Origin of the sequence: Caballeronia sp. M1242, assembly GCF_017220215.1 — a bacterium.
GTDB lineage: Bacteria > Pseudomonadota > Gammaproteobacteria > Burkholderiales > Burkholderiaceae > Caballeronia.
Map to the genome: position 1 here is coordinate 204,644 of NZ_CP071130.1, position 17,836 is coordinate 222,479.

Below are 17,836 nucleotides of genomic sequence, written 5' to 3' on the forward strand. Positions count from 1 at the left end.
TCCGCGCTTTCTTCCGTGTTAATGTCGATTCATCGACAGGGCATTGAAGCACACGCACACAAAATCATGACAAACGACCGCACACAAACCACGCAAGGCACGCCGGCCAACGATTTCCCGACCGAATCCTTCGATGACCCGGTCGCCGCCGTCACGCGCCTTTCCGCCATTTACGAAGCGAACACCGCATTTCTGCGCGACGCCTTCGCGCGCTACCGGCGCAACGAGCAATTCACGCATCGGGTGCGCGCGTGCTATCCGTTCGTGCGAGTGCGAACGGAGCTGAACACGCACATCGATTCGCGCCGCTCGTACGGCTTTGTCGCGGGGCCGGGCATCTTCGAGACGACGCTCACGCGGCCCGATCTCTTCGGCGACTACTACCGCGAGCAGTTGCGCCTGCTCACGAAGAATCATCATGTGGGCATCGAAGTGGGCGTGTCGGCGCAACCCATTCCGATCCACTTCGCGTTCGCGGAAGGCATTCACCTCGAAGGCGATCTCGACCGCGACCGCCTGCTCGCGATGCGCAATGTCTTTGATACGCCGGACCTCGCGCTGCTCGACGACCGCATCGTCAACGGCACGTACGAGCCCGGACCGGGCGAGCCGCATCCGCTTGCATTGTTCACGGCGGCGCGCGTGGATTTTTCGCTGCATCGGCTGCGCCATTACACGGCGACGTCGCCGACGCATTTCCAGAACTACGTGCTCTACACGAACTATCAGTTCTACATCGACGAGTTCGTGAAGCTCGGCCGCACGCTGATGTCGCGCGCCGACGACGAAGAGACCCGCGCGTATCGCAGCGAATATTCGTCGTTCGTCGAGCCGGGCGATGTCATCACGTACAACGCGAATCTCGGCGAGCAGCCCGACGAAGGCACGGCGCTCGCGCGTTTGCCGCAGATGCCCGCGTATCACCTGAAGCGCGCGGACGGCAGCGGCATCACGATGGTCAATATCGGCGTGGGGCCGTCGAACGCGAAGACGATCACGGATCACATCGCGGTGCTGCGCCCGCACGCGTGGGTCATGCTCGGCCATTGCGCGGGCCTGCGCAACACGCAGCGTCTCGGCGACTATGTGCTCGCGCATGGCTATGTGCGCGAAGATCACGTGCTCGATGCCGATCTGCCGCTCTGGGTGCCCGTGCCGGCGCTCGCGGAAGTGCAGGTCGCGCTCGAAAAAGCGGTGGCGCAGGTGACGCAGCTGGAAGGTGTCGAGCTGAAGCGCGTGATGCGAACGGGGACGGTCGCGAGTGTCGATAACCGGAATTGGGAGCTGCGCGATCATCGCGAGCCGGTGCAGCGCCTGTCGCAAAGCCGGGCGATCGCGCTCGATATGGAGAGCGCGACGATTGCTGCGAACGGCTTTCGCTTTCGCGTGCCGTACGGGACGTTGCTATGTGTATCGGACAAGCCGCTGCACGGTGAACTGAAGCTGCCGGGGATGGCAGACCAGTTCTATCGCGCGCAGGTGGATCAGCACTTGCAGATCGGCGTGAAGGCGATGGAACTGTTGCGGATGAACGGCTTGTCGAGGCTGCACTCTCGCAAGTTGCGGAGTTTCGCGGAGGTGGCGTTTCAGTAATATAGGGCGCTCATCGGGGACGTTATCGAGCGTTGACGTTCCCCGTTTCCGCCACTTTGATGAGGATGTCTCGCTCGTAGGCGTACCACGCGGCGAGGCATGGCTTGTCCAAGCATCGTTGCTGCCGGTAGTTCCACTGCTTTCGAAGTCGTTCGGTAAGCGCAGCCTGATCGGTGACAATGCTTCGGACCTGCTGGACCAACTGTGCAAGAAGTAAGTCAGCGCTAGCTAACTCCGCGTCGTGGCAGACCAAATACTCCGGCGTCGAAAGAGCTTTCTTGCAGTCGAAGCTCGTTTGATAGGTGCGTGTATCAAGAAACGGAGCTTGACGCATTAATTCCTCCTCGTAGCGCTTTTCTTCGAGGAACGGAACTCCGCGTGCTGCCGCCGCATTCTTTGAAAGCTTGAACGATTCAATGACGTTTACGACTGTTTGCACGTCGCGCTTGCGATTTGCATCGGCTAGAACGTCAGCGATCGTCGACGCTCCTTCATTCCATTGCAGATAGGTCTTCCAGTCGGGATCATGGGCGATTTGATCAAGGTCAGGTTCTTGTTGCGTTAGATCGGCTACGAACTGCTGCTGAGGATCAGGCATGGCCTTGACAGGGGACGTGTCGTCCTGCGACTTTCCTGGACCTTCCGTTGCCGTCTCGTCCGTACGACTTGGTGGCGAGTCGGTTCTCGGGACGGATGACTGCGCGGGGCTGGCAATCGGCGATATTTGTTGCGGCGTGCCGGGAAATGCGCTGCTCAATTGAACCACGGCTACGACGGCGAGAGCGACCGCGCCGAGCCCTGCGCTTGCCCACAGCACGGTCATGCGCCACAGAGAGAATCGGTCTGCTTTTCTACGTGTTGAGAAGGCCCAGACTGTGCACACGATGGGAGAGAACCTGATAATCCCTGTCGCCGCTCCGACCGCTACTGCCGTCGGCTCTCCTACATCGCCAGCTAAGACCGAGGCGACGAGGCGAGAGTTTAGGTGATGCGCGATTGCTTCCCACGCAAAAGCCCAAACTCCGGCTCCCACGAATGCGCAAATCCATAGGGCGGCGTTGAAAAGCTTGCTGTGTTTGATACTTGCCATGCTTCGCTCCGACTACAAGTGCCGGGGCAAAGCTTACATTCTGCAGAACTAATAATCGTGAAAATTGGTCAAGGGCCTGAGCCTCGACAAGCCGGAGAGGCGGACTGAAGCGCGCGGAGACACTGATTCAAAGCCTCCGCGCCCAACCTTCAGCCTTACAAATAAAACATCCGATCCTCGTCCGACTTACCCTCAGCCGGTTCTTCCACCTTCTCTTCGCGGTCTTCATAGAACCGCAGCACGGCATCGAGCACCTGATCCGGCTCGTCGATGACTTGCATCAGATCGAGGTCCTTCTCGCTAATCACGCCATTGGTCAACAGCGTTTTCTTGAACCAGTCGAGCAGCCCCGCCCAGAACTCCGCGCCGACCAGCACGATAGGCACATGACGCGACTTCTTCGTCTGGATGAGCGTGAGCACTTCGGCAAGTTCGTCGAGCGTGCCGAAGCCGCCCGGCATCACCACGACCGCATCCGAATTCTTCACGAACGTTACCTTGCGCGTGAAGAAGTGACGGAAGCGCAGCGAGATGTCCTGCCACTGATTGCCCGACTGTTCATGCGGCAATTCGATGTTCAACCCCACCGACGGCGACTTGCCCGCGTGCGCGCCCTTGTTGGCCGCTTCCATGATGCCCGGACCGCCGCCCGAAATGACGGCGAAGCCTGCATCCGAGAACTTTTGCGCGATTTCGATGGTGCGCTGATAGTACGGCGACTCCGGTTTCAGACGGGCCGAACCATAGATGCTGATGGCAGGGCGGATCTCCGAGAGGTACTCGGTCGCCTCGATAAACTCTGCCATAATCGTGAACATCTGCCACGACGCGCGGGCCTTCTTGGCTGTCGCGCGCTCTTGATCTGCGAGTGATCGCAGACTCGGAATCACTTTTCTCTTGTTCATAATGCCTGAAGAACTCAGTCTTGAAGGTAAGACCCTGCTATTGGTCGACGGTTCTAGCTACTTGTACCGGGCTTACCATGCGATGCCTGACCTGCGTGGTCCCGACGGCGGTCCCACCGGCGCACTGTATGGGATGGTGAACATGCTGCGGCGCCTTCGCCGCGAAATCAATGCAGAGTATAGCGCGTGCATCTTCGACGCCAAGGGTAAGACCTTCCGCGACGACTGGTACGCCGATTACAAAGCCAACCGTCCTTCGATGCCCGAAGACCTCAGCAAGCAGATCGAGCCCATCCATGTCGCCGTGCGCGCGCTCGGCTGGCCGCTCGTGATGATCGAAGGCGTCGAGGCCGATGACGTCATCGGCACGCTCGCCGTGCAGGCCGAAAAGCGCGGCATGAAGGTAATCGTGTCGACGGGCGACAAGGATCTGGCTCAGCTCGTGACGGATCATGTCACCCTCATCAATACGATGACCAACGAAACGCTCGATCGCGCAGGCGTCGTGAACAAGTTCGGCGTGCCTCCGGAGCGCATCGTCGACTATCTGTCGCTCATCGGCGATACGGTCGACAACGTGCCCGGCGTCGAAAAGTGCGGACCCAAGACCGCGCTCAAATGGCTTACCGCATACGAAACGCTCGATGGCATCGTCGCACACGCGAGCGAGATCAAAGGTGCGGTAGGAGACAATCTGCGCAAGGCTCTCGACTTCCTGCCGATGGCGAGAAAGCTCGTCACCGTGCACACGGAATGCGACCTCACTTCGCAGATCGACTCTATCGAAGAGACGCTGCAAACGCGCCCTGAATCGCGCGACGAGTTGCGCGACGTGTTCCTGCGGCACGGCTTCAAGACGTGGCTGCGCGAGATCGAAATCGCGGATGCCGTCGAAGGCCCGACCGATACCCCACCCGCCGAAGTCACCGAGATCGTCCATCACTACGAGACCGTGCAGTCGTGGGAGCAGTTCGATGCATGGCTCGCGCGCATCGAAGCCGCCGAGATTACGTCGTTCGATACGGAGACCACGTCGCTGGATCCGATGGTCGCGCAGATCGTCGGCTTGTCCGTGGCAGTCGAGCCGGGACATGCCGCGTACATTCCGGTCGCGCATCGCGGGCCGGACGCGCCCGTGCAGTTGCCGCGCGACGAAGTGCTCGCGAAGCTCAAGCCCTGGCTCGAGGACGCATCGAAGAAGAAGGTCGGCCAGCATCTGAAGTACGACGAGCAAGTGCTGGCCAATCACGGCATCGAGCTGAACGGCGTCGAGCACGACACGCTGCTGCAATCGTACGTGCTGGAGTCGCATCGTCCGCACGACATGGATAACCTCGCGCTGCGGCATCTGGGCGTGAAGACCATCAAGTACGAAGACGTGGCGGGCAAGGGCGCGGCGCAGATCGGCTTCGATGAAGTGGCGCTGGAGAAGGCCGCCGAATACGCAGCCGAAGACGCCGACGTGACGTTGCGCCTGCATCAGACGCTTTATCCGCAGGTCGCGGAAGAAGAAGGACTGCTGCGCGTGTATCGCGATATCGAAATGCCGACCGCGCGCGTGTTACGCAAGATGGAGCGCAACGGCGTGCTGATCGACCGCGAGAAACTCGACGCGCAAAGCAACGAAATCGCCAAGCGCCTGATCGAGCTACAGACGGAAGCCTACGAGCATGCCGGCGGCGAATTCAATCTCGGATCGCCCAAGCAAATCGGCCAGATTTTCTTCGAGAAGCTGCAATTGCCCGTCGTGAAGAAGACGCCGAGCGGCGCGCCTTCCACGGACGAAGAAGTGCTGCAAAAGCTCGCAGAAGACTATCCGCTGCCGAAGGTGCTACTCGAACATCGCGCGCTGTCGAAGCTCAAGTCGACGTACACGGACAAGCTGCCGCGCATGGTCAATCCGGCTACGGGCCGCGTGCACACGAACTACGCGCAGGCCGTCGCGGTGACGGGGCGCTTGTCGTCGAACGAACCGAATCTGCAAAACATTCCCGTGCGAACCGGCGAAGGCCGGCGCATTCGCGAGGCGTTCATCGCGCCGCCGGGCAGCAAGATCGTGTCGGCGGATTATTCGCAGATCGAACTTCGCATCATGGCGCACATTTCAGGCGATGCCTCGCTCATGCGCGCGTTCACGGAAGGCGAGGACGTGCACCGCGCGACGGCATCCGAAGTGTTCAGCGTGACGCCGCTCGAAGTGGACAACGACCAGCGGCGCATCGCGAAGGTCATCAACTTCGGCTTGATCTACGGCATGAGCTCGTTCGGTCTCGCGTCGAATCTCGGCATCACGCGCGACGCGGCGAAGCTCTATATCGACCGCTATTTCGCGCGCTATCCGGGCGTGGCCGCGTACATGGAAACCACGCGCGTGACGGCGAAGATGAACGGCTTCGTCGAAACCGTGTTCGGGCGGCGGCTGTGGCTGCCCGAGATCAATGGCGGCAGCGGTCCGCGCCGTCAGGCGGCCGAGCGCGCCGCGATCAACGCGCCGATGCAGGGCACCGCCGCCGACCTCATCAAGATGTCGATGATCGCGGTGCAGGACTGGATCGAACAAGCGGGCATGCGCACGAAGATGATCATGCAGGTCCACGACGAACTCGTGCTCGAAGTGCCCGAAGAAGAACTGCCGGACGTGCGCAAGCGCCTGCCCGAACTGATGTGCGGCGTCGCCGAACTGAAGGTGCCGCTCGTCGCGGAAGTGGGCGTCGGCAACAACTGGGAAGAAGCACACTGAGGGCGACTGAGGGCGACTGAGGGCGCACTGAGCGGCCGGCATCGAGCATATGTCGTTCATGCGACGGCGGCGCTTGTGAATGCCGCGTCGCATCACGCACAATGAGGCAACGAGGCGAGCGGACAGCGCCGTGCAATCCATCAGGCAAAGGGAGAGCTCTTCATGCATCGCTTCATTATCGTCGGCGGCGGGGCGGGCGGTCTCGAACTCGCGACGCGTCTCGGTGACCGCTTCGGTTCGGGCGAAGGCAAGGCCGACGCCAAAACGGACGCCAAAACGCCGCGCGCGCAGATCACGCTCGTGGACCGCAATCCGACGCACATCTGGAAGCCGTTGCTGCACGAAGTCGCGGCGGGCAGCATGGACCCGTTCACGCAGGAACTCGAATACGCGGCGCAGGCGCTGTGGCACGGCTTCGAGTTCCAGCAGGGCGAGATGATCGGCCTGAACCGCGCGGCAAAGCGCATCACAATAGGCGCGCTGCGTGACGACGAAGCCGGTGAACTGTTGCCCCAGCGCCAACTGGAATACGACACGCTCGTGATCGCGATCGGCAGCACGACGCATTTCTTCGGCGTCGAGGGCGCGCAGCAGTATTCGATCGCGCTCGATACGGTCGGTCAGGCGGAGCTTTTTCGCAAACGGCTGATCGCCGCGTGCATGCGCGCCGAGCACGTCGTGCCCGAACTGGCCGTCGAAGGGCCGGCGCAGGAGCCTGTCGTCGTGGAAGCCGCGCCGCGCATTCAGATCGCGATTGTCGGCGCGGGCGCGACGGGCGTCGAACTGTCGGCGGAACTGCGCAACACCGCGCAAGTGCTGTCGGCGTACGGCCTGCACAAGCTCGATCCGAAGAACGACATCGGCATCGTCCTGATCGAAGCGGGGCCGCGCATTCTGCCGGCGTTGCAGGAGCGTGTGTCGACCGCCACGGCGGAACTGCTCACGAAGCTCGGCGTGAAGCTGATGACGGGCGAGACCGTCGCGCAGGTCTCGCGCGACTCGATCCGCACGGCGAGCGGCAAGATCATCCGCGCGGACCTGACGGTGTGGGCGGCGGGCATCAAGGCGCCCGCGGTGCTGTCGCAACTCGACGGCCTGCCGACCAATCGCCTCGGTCAGTTGATCGTGCGCCGCACGCTGCAAACCGAAATCGACGACAACGTCTTCGCGCTCGGCGATTGCGCGGCCTGTCCGTGGCCCGGCAACGAGCGCAACGTGCCGCCGCGCGCGCAGGCGGCGCATCAGCAGGCGAGTTTCTTGTTCAAGGCGTTCGCGCGGCGCATGGACGGCAAGCCGCTGCCCGAATACACCTATCGCGATTTCGGCTCGCTCGTTTCGCTCGGACATTACAGCGCGGTCGGCAATCTGATGGGCGGGCTGATCGGCGGAAACATGCTGATCGAAGGGCTCTTCGCGCGCTTCATGTACATGTCGCTATACCGGCTCCATGTGGCTGCGCTGCATGGCTACGCGCGCATGGTGCTCGATACCTTCGCGCACTGGCTGCGCCGGTCCACCGCGCCGCGCGTGAAGCTGCACTGACGGCTTAAGCGCTTGCGGAACAAAGCTGTTTAGAATGGGCGGCGCGCGCGGTGTCGTGCGCGCCCGGGCGATGCGGCTTGCCGCCCGAACAGTCGTGTAGCGCCGCGCTGCGACGTTCCAGCGCGGTTTCCGGTTCAGTGCCATCGGTGCGGCTGTGGCTCGACACGCGAGCGAGCCGCATCGGCGGCGCGTTGGCGGCGCTTGCCGCAGGAGCTTCGTATGCTGAGTCCCGAAGTCGACAGCCTCATCCCGCGCGTTCCGTTCGATCGACGCACTTTCATCAAGGCCGCTTTCGGCACCGGCTTCGCGGCTGCGGTGCTGCCGGTCTCCGCGCAGACCATCCATACCGATGCCGACGGTCTCGAAGCCGGCGCGATCGGCGTGCGCGGCGCGGACGGCACGCTGATTCCGGCGTATCGCGCGCAGCCGCTCGGCAAGACGCATCTGCCGGTCATCATCGTGATCCACGAGATTTTCGGCGTGCACGAGCATATCGCCGATGTCTGCCGCCGCTTCGCCAAGCTGGGCTATCTGGCCATCGCGCCGGATCTTTATACGCGGCAAGGCGATGCGTCGGTGTATCCGTCGATTCAGCAACTCAACGATCAGATCGTCTCCAAGGTGCCGGATTCGCAGGTGCTCTCCGATATCGACGAGACAGTCAAATGGGCCGGCGAGCACGGCGGCGATCTCAAGCGGCTCGGCATCACCGGCTTCTGCTGGGGCGGGCGCATCACGTGGCTGTACGCGGAGCACAATCCGCGCGTGAAGGCGGCGGTCGCGTGGTACGGGCGCCTCGCCGGCAACAAGACGGCGAACTCACCGAGCAATGCGATCGACAACGCTGGCGAACTGAAGGTGCCCGTGCTCGGCCTATATGGACGGCAGGATCCGAGCATTCCGCAGGACACCATCGAGCAGATGAAACAGGCCATCGCGAACGGCCCGCCGAGCGCGCGCGGCTCGCAGTTCGTGGTCTACGACGACGCGCCGCACGCGTTTTTCGCGGATTATCGCCCGAGCTACCGCAAGGCCGACGCCGAAGACGGCTGGAAGCGCGCGCTCGCGTGGTTCCACGAGCACGGCGTCAAGTAAGACGGATCAGGCCTTCGCGCCGGTCGCGACGGGGCGGCCCGGATCGGCGCTCCATTCGCTCCATGAGCCCGGATAGAGCGCGGCGCCGTGCAGCCCGGCGATTTCCATTGCGAGCGCGTTATGGCACGCCGTCACGCCGGATCCGCATTGCAGCACCACGCGATCCGCGGGCGTCTCGCCGATGAGCGAGGCGAACGTTTCGCGCAGTTCGTGTGCCGTCTTGAAGCGGCCTTCCTGCGTCAGGTTGTTCTTGAAGAAGTGGTTCAGCGCGCCGGGAATGTGGCCGCCGACCGGATCGATCGTTTCGTTCTCGCCGCGATAACGGTCGGCGGCGCGCGCATCGATCAGCAGATGATCGCGCGTGCCGATACTGCGTTCGATCGCTCGCGCATCCACGGTCACTTGCAGCGGCTGGCCAGCCTTGAACGTGCCCTGCGCTTTCGGCGGCACGGCCGTGTCGAGCGGCTTGCCCGCAGCCTCCCACGCTTGCAGGCCGCCATCCAGCAACGCGACCGAATCATGCCCGAGCCAGCGCAGCAGCCACCACAGACGCGCGGCGTACATGCCGCCTTGCGCGTCGTAAGCGACGACTTGCTGGCCTTCGTTCAAGCCGAAGCTCGCGAGCTTCTCGACGAGCGCTGCGCGCTCCGGCAACGGATGCCGGCCGTTCGTGCCGGTTTTCGCGCCGGACAGGTCGCGGTCGAGATGCAGGTAATGCGCGCCGGGAATGTGGCCGGCGGCGTAGGCCGTTTCTCCGGCTTCCGGCGCGGCCAAATCGAAGCGGCAGTCGAAGACGAGCACGCTGCCGGGCGCGTCGGCGAGCCATTGGGCGAGATTGGCCGCTGAAATGAGCGTGGTGTAGTGAGTGTGCGGCATGGCGGCTCCTGATAGCTTCGGCACGGACTTCGAAGTGGATGAACGCCTAGTGTAAACAAGAAAACGGGCCCGAAAGCCCGTCTCTTGCGATGATGCGCTGCGCTCAAATGCTGCCGAGCTGATGCCGCAGGAACTCGTGGAAGTGCTGCATGCCCGATTCCATCGGACTTTGATACGGCCCGACCTGGTTCTCGCCGCGCGACATGAGCGCGCGACGGCCCGCGTCCATGCGCTCGCCGATTTCATCGTCCTCGCGCGCCGTTTCCATGTACGCGGCGCGCTCGGCCTCGATGAACTCGCGCTCGAACAGCGCGATCTCCTCGGGGTAATAGAACTCGACGATGTTCGTCGTCTTCTGCGTGCCGCGCGGAATGAGCCACGACACGACGAGCACGTGCGGATACCACTCGATCATGAGACCGGGGTAGTACACCATCCAGATGGCGCCGAACTCCGGCGGCGCGCCGTTGCGAAAGCGCAGGACCTGGTCGTGCCATTTGCGATACGTCGGGCTGCCGGGCTTTTCCAGATTCTTGTGGACGCCCACCGTCTGCACGCTGTACCAGTCGCCGAATTCCCATTCGAGGTTGTCGCACGACACGAAACTGCCGAGACCCGGATGGAACGGCGCGACGTGGTAGTCCTCCAGATAGACCTCGATGAAGGTCTTCCAGTTGTAGTTGCACTCGTGCACTTCGACGTGATCGAACATGAAGCCCGAGAAGTCGAAGTGACGCGCCGTGCCGAGCTTGGCGAGATCGGCCGCGACGTTGCGGCCCTCGGCCTCGAAGAGCAGGCCTTGCCAGTTCTGTAGCGGCGTGGCGCCGAGATTGAGGCACGGTTTGTCGGCGAAATGCGGCGCGCCGAGCAACTGGCCGCTCAGATCATAGGTCCAGCGGTGCAGCGGACAGACGATGTTCTCCGCGCTGCCGCGCCCGTTTAGCATGATGGCCTGACGGTGACGGCACACGTTGGACAGCAGTTCGATGTTGTTCTGCTGATTGCGGACGAGCACGCGCCCTTCGCCTTCGCCGGGAAGCGCGAAATAGTTCCCCGCTTCGGGGACCATGAGTTCGTGCCCGATATAGCGTGGACCTTGCTTGAAAAGTACGTCGATTTCGCGCGTAAGAAGCGCTTCGTCAAAGTAAGCCGTGACTGGCAGTTGACTATGAACAGCCTTCAACTGCAATGCATTGCTCAGATTGGACATTCCCACTCCCGATGAAGACGTGAAAGCAGTGAACAACCCAACCATCGAAGATTCGATTTAGGGAGCCCGCGATTATACCGAAATCCGCCTCGCCGGGGCGCATAAGGTCTTGATTTGGGTATAAATTGTCGCGAGAGTTCCTACAAATGCGCATTTAGCTGATCTTGCGCAAGAGTCGTTCCGCGCGCATGTCGTCCGCATGCCGCGCGGCGTGGCATCGCCGTGCGCGGGGGTCGCCGTCGCGTCGCGCGCACGGGATGCGGGTCGAAAAATCGGCTTTTGCCGTAGAATGTGCGACTTGGTTCCAATTTTCACCGCACATCCACGATTCATGGCGAAGACCGCAGAAGACGCAACAAGCGAAGAAGCCCGCGCCGATGCGCCGGGCGCGGACAGCTCGCCGCTTCCGCAGAATTACGAAGCGGCGCTGGCCGAACTCGAATCGCTCGTCGCGCGCATGGAAGAGGGCGCGTTGAGCCTCGAAGAATCGCTTGCCGCGTACCGCCGAGGCGCGGCGCTTGTCGGCTTTTGCCAACAACAGCTCGAAAAAGTCGAGCAGCAGGTTCGCGTGCTCGACGGCGAGACGCTCAAGCCGCTGCCCGGCGACGCAGAACGCGCGACGAACGACAACGGGGACGATCTATGACCTTCGAACAATGGATGCGCGCCACGCTCGACCGCGTCGAAACCGCGCTCGAGCACTATCTTCCCGGCACGGATGTCGCGCCGGCGCGTCTGCATGAAGCCATGCGCTATGCCGTGCTCGGCGGCGGCAAGCGCGTGCGTCCGCTTCTGGTTCACGCGGCCGGCGAACTCACCGGCGCGAGCGCGCAGGCGGTCGAAGCGGCGAGCGCCGCGCTGGAGATGATCCACGTCTATTCGCTCGTGCACGACGACATGCCCGCGATGGACGACGACGCACTGCGTCGCGGCAAGCCCACGGTACACATTCAATATGACGAAGCGACGGCGCTGCTTGTCGGCGACGCGCTTCAGTCGCAGGCGTTCATCGCGCTGACGGCCGAAGGCAATGGTCTGTCGGACCGCCAGCAGGCCGCGCTCGTGCGCGAACTGGCGGTCGCGAGCGGCTCCGTCGGCATGGCGGGCGGGCAGGCCATCGACCTCGAAAGCGTCGGGCGCAAGCTGTCGCGGCCCGAACTCGAAACCATGCATCGCAAGAAGACGGGCGCGTTGCTGCGCGCGTCGGTGCGCATGGGCGCGCTTGCAGGCGACGAGCCGGGCGCGGACGTGCTCGCCGCGCTCGATCAATACGCCGCTGCCGTCGGGCTCGCGTTTCAGGTCGTCGACGACATTCTCGACGTCACGGCCGATTCCGCGACGCTCGGCAAGACCGCCGGCAAAGACGCGCAGCATGACAAGCCGACTTACGTGTCGATCATCGGACTCGACGCGTCGCGCGAACTCGCGGCGCAGCTCGGCCGCGACGCGCACGCCGCTATCCAGCCGTTCGGCGCTCGGGCGCAGCGCCTTGCCGAACTCGCCGACCTGGTCGTGAACCGGGCGCATTAATTGTTGAACGCGTGACGAAGCCCACGGCGCGAAACGTAGAAGTCACTCGCGCTGAACGAATCACGCCAGTTTTCCTAAAATGGGACGACGATGTACGACTTGCTGAAAACCATCGACGATCCGGCCGATTTGCGTGCCCTCGATCGACGCCAACTGCAGCCGCTTGCCGACGAACTGCGGGCCTATGTGCTCGACAGCGTGTCGCAGACGGGTGGCCATCTGTCGTCCAACCTCGGCACGGTCGAGCTGACGATCGCGCTGCATTATGTGTTCGATACGCCGAACGACCGTATCGTCTGGGACGTCGGCCATCAGACGTATCCTCACAAGATTCTGACCGGACGCCGCGACCGGATGCCGACGCTGCGTCAGCTCAACGGCATTTCGGGCTTTCCGCGCCGCAGCGAATCCGAGTACGACACGTTCGGCACGGCGCATTCGAGCACGTCGATTTCGGCGGCGCTCGGCATGGCCATCGCGAACAAACTGCAGGGCGACAACCGCTATTCCATCGCCGTGATCGGCGACGGCGCGATGACCGCGGGCATGGCGTTCGAGGCGATGAACAACGCGGGCGTCGCCGACGACCTGCCGCTGCTCGTCATCCTCAACGACAACGACATGTCGATCTCGCCGCCGGTCGGCGCGCTGAATCGCCATCTGGCGCGTCTGATGTCGGGCCGCTTCTATGCCGCCGCCCGCGCGGGCGTGGAGCGCGTGCTGCGCGCCGCGCCACCGGTGCTCGACCTCGCCCGCAAGCTCGAAGAGCACGCGAAAGGCATGATCGTGCCGGCCACGCTCTTCGAAGAGTTCGGCTTCAACTACATCGGCCCGATCGACGGCCATGATCTCGATTCGCTCATCCCGACGCTGCAAAACATCAAGGAACTGCGCGGCCCGCAATTCCTGCACGTCGTCACGAAGAAAGGCCAGGGCTACAAGCTCGCGGAAGCCGATCCCGTTCTGTATCACGGCCCGGGCAAGTTCAATCCGGCCGAAGGCATCAAGCCCTCGACCGCGCCGTCGAAGAAGACCTACACGCAGGTCTTCGGCGAATGGCTCTGCGACGCCGCCGCGCAGGATTCCCGCGTGGTCGGCATCACGCCCGCCATGCGCGAAGGCTCGGGCATGGTCGAGTTCGAAAAGCGTTTCCCGGACCGCTACTTCGATGTCGGCATCGCGGAGCAGCACGCCGTCACGTTCGCGGGCGGGCTGGCTGCGGACGGCATGAAGCCGGTCGTCGCCATTTACTCGACGTTCCTGCAGCGCGCGTACGACCAGTTGATCCACGACGTCGCGTTGCAGAATCTGCCGGTCGTATTCGCAATCGACCGCGCGGGCCTGGTCGGTGCCGACGGCGCGACGCACGCGGGCAATTACGATCTCGCGTTCCTGCGCTGCATCCCGAACATGACGGTGATGGCCGCATCCGACGAAAACGAATGCCGTCAGATGCTCTACACGGCGCTTCAGCAGCCGAACCCGACGGCCGTGCGCTATCCGCGCGGCGCGGGCACGGGCGTCGCCACCGTCAAGCAGATGACCGCCATTCCGCTCGGCAAGGGCGAAATCCGCCGTCAGTCGTCGCAGAAAATGGGCTCCGGCAAGCGCATCGCGATTCTCGCGTTCGGCACGATGGTCGCGCCGTCGCTGGCCGCCGCCGAGGAACTGGACGCCACCGTGGCGAACATGCGTTTCGTGAAGCCCGTCGACGCCGATCTGCTGCGCGAACTGGCCGCGACGCACGACGCGCTCGTGACCGTCGAGGAAGGCACGATCATGGGCGGCGCGGGTTCCGCGTGCGTCGAGGCGCTGCTCGCGAGCGGCGTCGTCAAGCCGGTGCTGCAACTCGGCCTGCCGGACGTGTTCATCGACCACGGCGATCCGGCCAAGCTGCTCGCGAGCGTCGGGCTGGATGCGGCCGGCATTGCGCATTCCATCCGCGAGCGTTTCCTGTCCGCGGTCGAAGCGGCGGACAAGCTGACCAAGCGCGTCGCCTGACGCAGAATCGGCCACGGGCGCTCGGGGCGCGCCGTTCATCGGCAATGGCCGCAGTGTGTTTGCATACGGCGCGGGCTTCGTCCCGCGCCGTATGCGTTTCACCGTTTAGCGCCACGCGCGTGAAGCGTCGGTGCAGATAGGACATAAAAACATGAATCAGATGAATCCCGCCTTCGTGATGCCGGACGTCCAAAGCACGCCCGACACGCGTCAGATCGCGATTCAGCGCGTGGGCGTGAAAGGCGTTCGGCATCCGTTGTCGGTGCGCACGGAAAGCGGCGTTCAGCCGAGCGTCGGCGTATGGAATCTCGACGTGCATTTGCCGGCCGAACAGAAGGGCACGCACATGTCGCGCTTTGTCGCGCTGCTCGAAGAACATCGCGAGCCGCTCGATCAGGCTGCGCTCTGCGCCATGCTCGCGTCGATGCTCGCGAAACTCGAAGCGCATTCGGGCCGTATCGAAGTGACGCTGCCGTACTTCGTGATGAAAACGGCGCCGGTGTCCGGCGTGCAGAGCCTGCTCGATTATGAGGCGACGTTCATCGCCGAGAAGCGCGACGGCCAGACGCGGCTGACGCTGAAAGTGCTCGTGCCGGTCACGAGCCTGTGCCCGTGCTCGAAGAAGATCTCGCAGTACGGCGCGCACAATCAGCGGTCGCACGTGACGATCACGGCGGAACTGGCGGGCGAGGTCGCGGTGGAAGAGCTGGTGCGCATCGCGGAAGAAGAGGCGTCGTGCGAGCTGTGGGGGCTGCTGAAGCGCCCCGACGAGAAGTTCGTGACCGAGCGCGCGTATGAGAATCCCAAGTTCGTCGAGGACCTCGTGCGCGATATCGCGACGCGGCTGAACGCGGACGAGCGCATCGTCGCCTACGTGCTCGAAGCGGAGAACTTCGAGTCGATCCACAATCACAGCGCGTATGCGGTGATCGAGCGCGACAAACGCTGATCGCGTGAGCTGGTCGAGGCGAGCGAAAGCCGGTTCGAGCGACCGGCTTTTTCATGCGAATTCCATTTGCGCCGACGCATGCGTCTCGCGCACCGAATCCACGACGAGCGAGGCCAGCCGCTCGATCGGCGGCGAGGCGGTTCCCGGCGTGCGATGCAGCGCGAGCGTGATGGCGGGCAGCGTCGGTAGTGCGTGCTCGGCCTCGTCGAGCGTGCGCACGGTGGCGGGCAGCCCGTAGCACGTGCGCACGGTCAAGCCGAGCCCTGCAGCGGCAGCGGCCCAAAGACCGGAAAGGCTCGGGCTCGTGAAGGCGACACGCCATTTGATGCCCGCGCGATCCAGCGCCGACGTCGCCGCGCTGTGAAAGAGGCAGGGACGATCGAACGCGATGAGCGGCAGCGGCTCGTTGCGGTCGTTTTGCCACGGAACGGTGGACGAGCCGATCCAGCGCATCGACGGCGAGGCGAGCGGCTGCATCTGCGCCGCGCCGGTCGTGCCCCACACGAGCGCGAGGTCGAGCTGCCCGGCGTCGATGCGCTCCAGCAGTTCGGTATTGCGCGCGACGCGTGCCTCGATCCGCACTTTCGGATGCGCCCGCGCAAAGCGGCCGAGCACGTCCGGCAGCACGACTTCGCCGAAATCTTCCTGTAGACCGAGCCGAATCCAGCCTTCCAGATCGACGCCGCGCACGGCGACGGACGCTTCGTCGTTCAGTTCGACGAGGCGTCGCGCGTACGCGAGCATCACTTCGCCCGCGTCCGTCAGCGCGAGCCCGCGCCCCGATTTACGAAAGAGCGTGGTACCGGCCTGTTCTTCGAGCTTGCGAATCTGCGCGCTGATCGCGGACGTCGAGCGCCCGACCCGATCTGCCGCCTTCGCGAAGCTGCCCAGATCCATGCCTGCGACGAAGCTGCGCAGCACGGCAAGATCGAACGTAACGTGATTCATCGCAACCATCCTGTTTTTTCGAACGACGCATCCGAAACTTTGTGATTTTCGGGACGATGCTAAGCCGTCAGACTGCTCGGAGTCAAACGAAAGACGAGGACAGCAATGGCAACCCTTTTGACCGTGAATGCGCCCGCGTGGAGCGCTGCGCATCGATGGAAAGTGCTCAGCGTGGGCGTGGCGGCGAACGCGAGCTTCTCGGCGGCGGCGACGGGCATTCCGACCACGGCGGTATGGCTGCGCAGCGGCTATCACCTCGACAATGGCGGCTTGGGACTCGTGCTCGGTGCGCTGGGGTTGGGCGTCGCGGTCTCCGAATTGCCGTGGGGCCTGCTCACGGACCGTTGGGGCGACCGGCCCGTTCTGCTGACCGGCCTTTTCGCCACGGCCGCGACGCTGCTCGCAACGAGCATTCTCGCCACGCCGCCCGGGACCACCCTCGGCTTCCTCGTCTTCGCGATGTGCCTGCTCGGCCTGCTCGGCGGCAGCGTCAACGGATCGAGCGGGCGCGCGGTCATGTCGTGGTTTGCGGAAAACGAGCGCGGCCTCGCGATGAGCATCCGCCAGACGGCCGTCCCGCTGGGCGGCGGAATCGGCGCGGCGCTGCTGCCGTGGCTCGCCTCGACGCATGGCTTCACGGCGGTGTTCGGCGCGCTCGCCGCGATGTGCGCGGTCTCCGGTGCGTTCGCGTGGCGCTGGCTGCGCGAGCCGCCGATTGCCTCGCATCGCGCAGCCGAGCCTTCCTCCGCTATCGCCGATGCAGCCGATCGTGGCCCGCTTCGACGTCCATGTATCTGGCGGATGGTGACGGGCATCGGCGTGCTGTGCGTGCCGCAGTTCGCGGTGCTGACCTTCGCGACTGTGTTTCTGCACGATGCGGGCGGCTTCGGCGTCACGGCGATCAGCGCGACGATGGGCGCGATCCAGCTCGGCGCAATGGTCATGCGCGTCGTGAGCGGCCGACTCACGGACCGGCACGGTAACCGGCGCGCGTATCTGCGTGCTTCGACGCTCGTGGCGTCCGCATCGTTCGTCGCGCTGGCGGCGGCCACGGCGCTTGGCGTCGCGCGCACGCCGGCGCTGCTTGCCGTAATGCTCGTGCTCGCGGGCGTGTGCGTGTCCGCATGGCACGGCGTCGCGTACACGGAACTCGCTACGCTCGCCGGCACCGCGCACGCAGGCACGGCACTCGGCATGGCAAACACTGCGGTCTACGTCGGGTTCTTTCTGACGCCGCTCGCCATTGCGCATGTGTTGTCGTTCGGCTCGTGGACGACCGTATGGCTCGCGGCCGGCCTGTCTGCGCTCTTCGCGCTGCCGTTGTTCCCGCAGCGCACGCGGCCGTAGAATGCTTTTC

The 17,836-nt window shown here is 63.8% G+C and carries 14 protein-coding genes; 9 read left to right on the forward strand and 5 right to left on the reverse strand.

The window, feature by feature from the left end:
* The first annotated feature begins 66 nt into the window (after nt 1-66).
* A complete protein-coding gene (locus tag JYK05_RS14515) occupies nt 67-1,593 on the forward strand; it encodes an AMP nucleosidase (RefSeq protein ID WP_206469192.1) in 1,527 nt (508 codons plus the stop codon).
* A 22-nt stretch (nt 1,594-1,615) separates the two neighbouring features.
* Here the strand turns inward: JYK05_RS14515 and JYK05_RS14520 are convergent, their stop codons facing one another.
* Both JYK05_RS14520 and JYK05_RS14525 read right to left on the reverse strand, forming a co-directional pair.
* Nucleotides 1,616-2,683, reverse strand: coding sequence for a hypothetical protein (locus JYK05_RS14520; protein WP_175940961.1), 1,068 nt, complete (start codon nt 2,681-2,683; stop codon nt 1,616-1,618).
* A gap of 155 nt (nt 2,684-2,838) precedes the next feature.
* Entirely contained in the window at nt 2,839-3,588 is a 750-nt protein-coding gene (locus JYK05_RS14525; protein WP_175940962.1) for a TIGR00730 family Rossman fold protein, read from the reverse strand.
* A gap of 1 nt (nt 3,589) precedes the next feature.
* Here JYK05_RS14525 and polA point away from each other — a divergent pair, with 1 nt between their 5' ends.
* The 3 genes from polA (at nt 3,590) to JYK05_RS14540 (ending at nt 8,965) form a co-directional block, all read left to right on the forward strand.
* Nucleotides 3,590-6,328, forward strand: coding sequence for a DNA polymerase I (gene polA / locus JYK05_RS14530; protein ID WP_206469562.1), 2,739 nt, complete (start codon nt 3,590-3,592; stop codon nt 6,326-6,328).
* A gap of 162 nt (nt 6,329-6,490) precedes the next feature.
* On the forward strand, nt 6,491-7,870 hold the full coding sequence (locus tag JYK05_RS14535; RefSeq protein WP_206469193.1) for an NAD(P)/FAD-dependent oxidoreductase: 1,380 nt from the start codon (nt 6,491-6,493) through the stop codon (nt 7,868-7,870).
* Between the two features lie 219 nt (nt 7,871-8,089).
* Nucleotides 8,090-8,965: a dienelactone hydrolase family protein gene (locus tag JYK05_RS14540; RefSeq protein WP_175940964.1), complete on the forward strand. Its 876-nt coding sequence runs from the start codon at nt 8,090-8,092 to the stop codon at nt 8,963-8,965.
* Nucleotides 8,966-8,971: 6 nt separating this feature from the next.
* Here JYK05_RS14540 and JYK05_RS14545 read toward each other — a convergent pair whose 3' ends face one another.
* Together JYK05_RS14545 and JYK05_RS14550 are read right to left on the reverse strand one after the other, a co-directional pair.
* Nucleotides 8,972-9,841, reverse strand: a complete 870-nt coding sequence (locus JYK05_RS14545; RefSeq protein ID WP_175940965.1) for a sulfurtransferase — start codon at nt 9,839-9,841, stop codon at nt 8,972-8,974.
* A gap of 103 nt (nt 9,842-9,944) precedes the next feature.
* The gene (locus tag JYK05_RS14550; RefSeq protein ID WP_175940966.1) at nt 9,945-11,051 is read right to left on the reverse strand and encodes an aromatic ring-hydroxylating dioxygenase subunit alpha; all 1,107 of its coding nucleotides are present in this window, start codon (nt 11,049-11,051) and stop codon (nt 9,945-9,947) included.
* 331 nt (nt 11,052-11,382) lie between these two features.
* Here JYK05_RS14550 and JYK05_RS14555 point away from each other — a divergent pair, with 331 nt between their 5' ends.
* From JYK05_RS14555 to folE2, 4 genes are all read left to right on the forward strand, one after another.
* A complete protein-coding gene (locus JYK05_RS14555; protein WP_175940967.1) occupies nt 11,383-11,697 on the forward strand; it encodes an exodeoxyribonuclease VII small subunit in 315 nt (104 codons plus the stop codon).
* On the forward strand, nt 11,694-12,581 hold the full coding sequence (locus JYK05_RS14560; protein ID WP_206469194.1) for a polyprenyl synthetase family protein: 888 nt from the start codon (nt 11,694-11,696) through the stop codon (nt 12,579-12,581). The genes JYK05_RS14555 and JYK05_RS14560 overlap by 4 nt, the downstream gene beginning before the upstream one ends.
* A 90-nt stretch (nt 12,582-12,671) precedes the next feature.
* A complete protein-coding gene (gene dxs / locus JYK05_RS14565) occupies nt 12,672-14,582 on the forward strand; it encodes a 1-deoxy-D-xylulose-5-phosphate synthase (protein WP_206469195.1) in 1,911 nt (636 codons plus the stop codon).
* A gap of 151 nt (nt 14,583-14,733) precedes the next feature.
* Nucleotides 14,734-15,531: a GTP cyclohydrolase FolE2 gene (gene folE2 / locus JYK05_RS14570; protein ID WP_175940970.1), complete on the forward strand. Its 798-nt coding sequence runs from the start codon at nt 14,734-14,736 to the stop codon at nt 15,529-15,531.
* A gap of 51 nt (nt 15,532-15,582) precedes the next feature.
* Here folE2 and JYK05_RS14575 read toward each other — a convergent pair whose 3' ends face one another.
* Complete coding sequence (locus JYK05_RS14575) at nt 15,583-16,479, reverse strand: LysR substrate-binding domain-containing protein (RefSeq protein ID WP_206469196.1); 897 nt, start codon at nt 16,477-16,479, stop codon at nt 15,583-15,585.
* 105 nt (nt 16,480-16,584) lie between these two features.
* On the opposite strand from JYK05_RS14575, the gene JYK05_RS14580 reads away from it, so the two are divergent.
* Complete coding sequence (locus JYK05_RS14580) at nt 16,585-17,826, forward strand: MFS transporter (RefSeq protein ID WP_206469197.1); 1,242 nt, start codon at nt 16,585-16,587, stop codon at nt 17,824-17,826.
* Nucleotides 17,827-17,836: the final 10 nt, after the last annotated feature.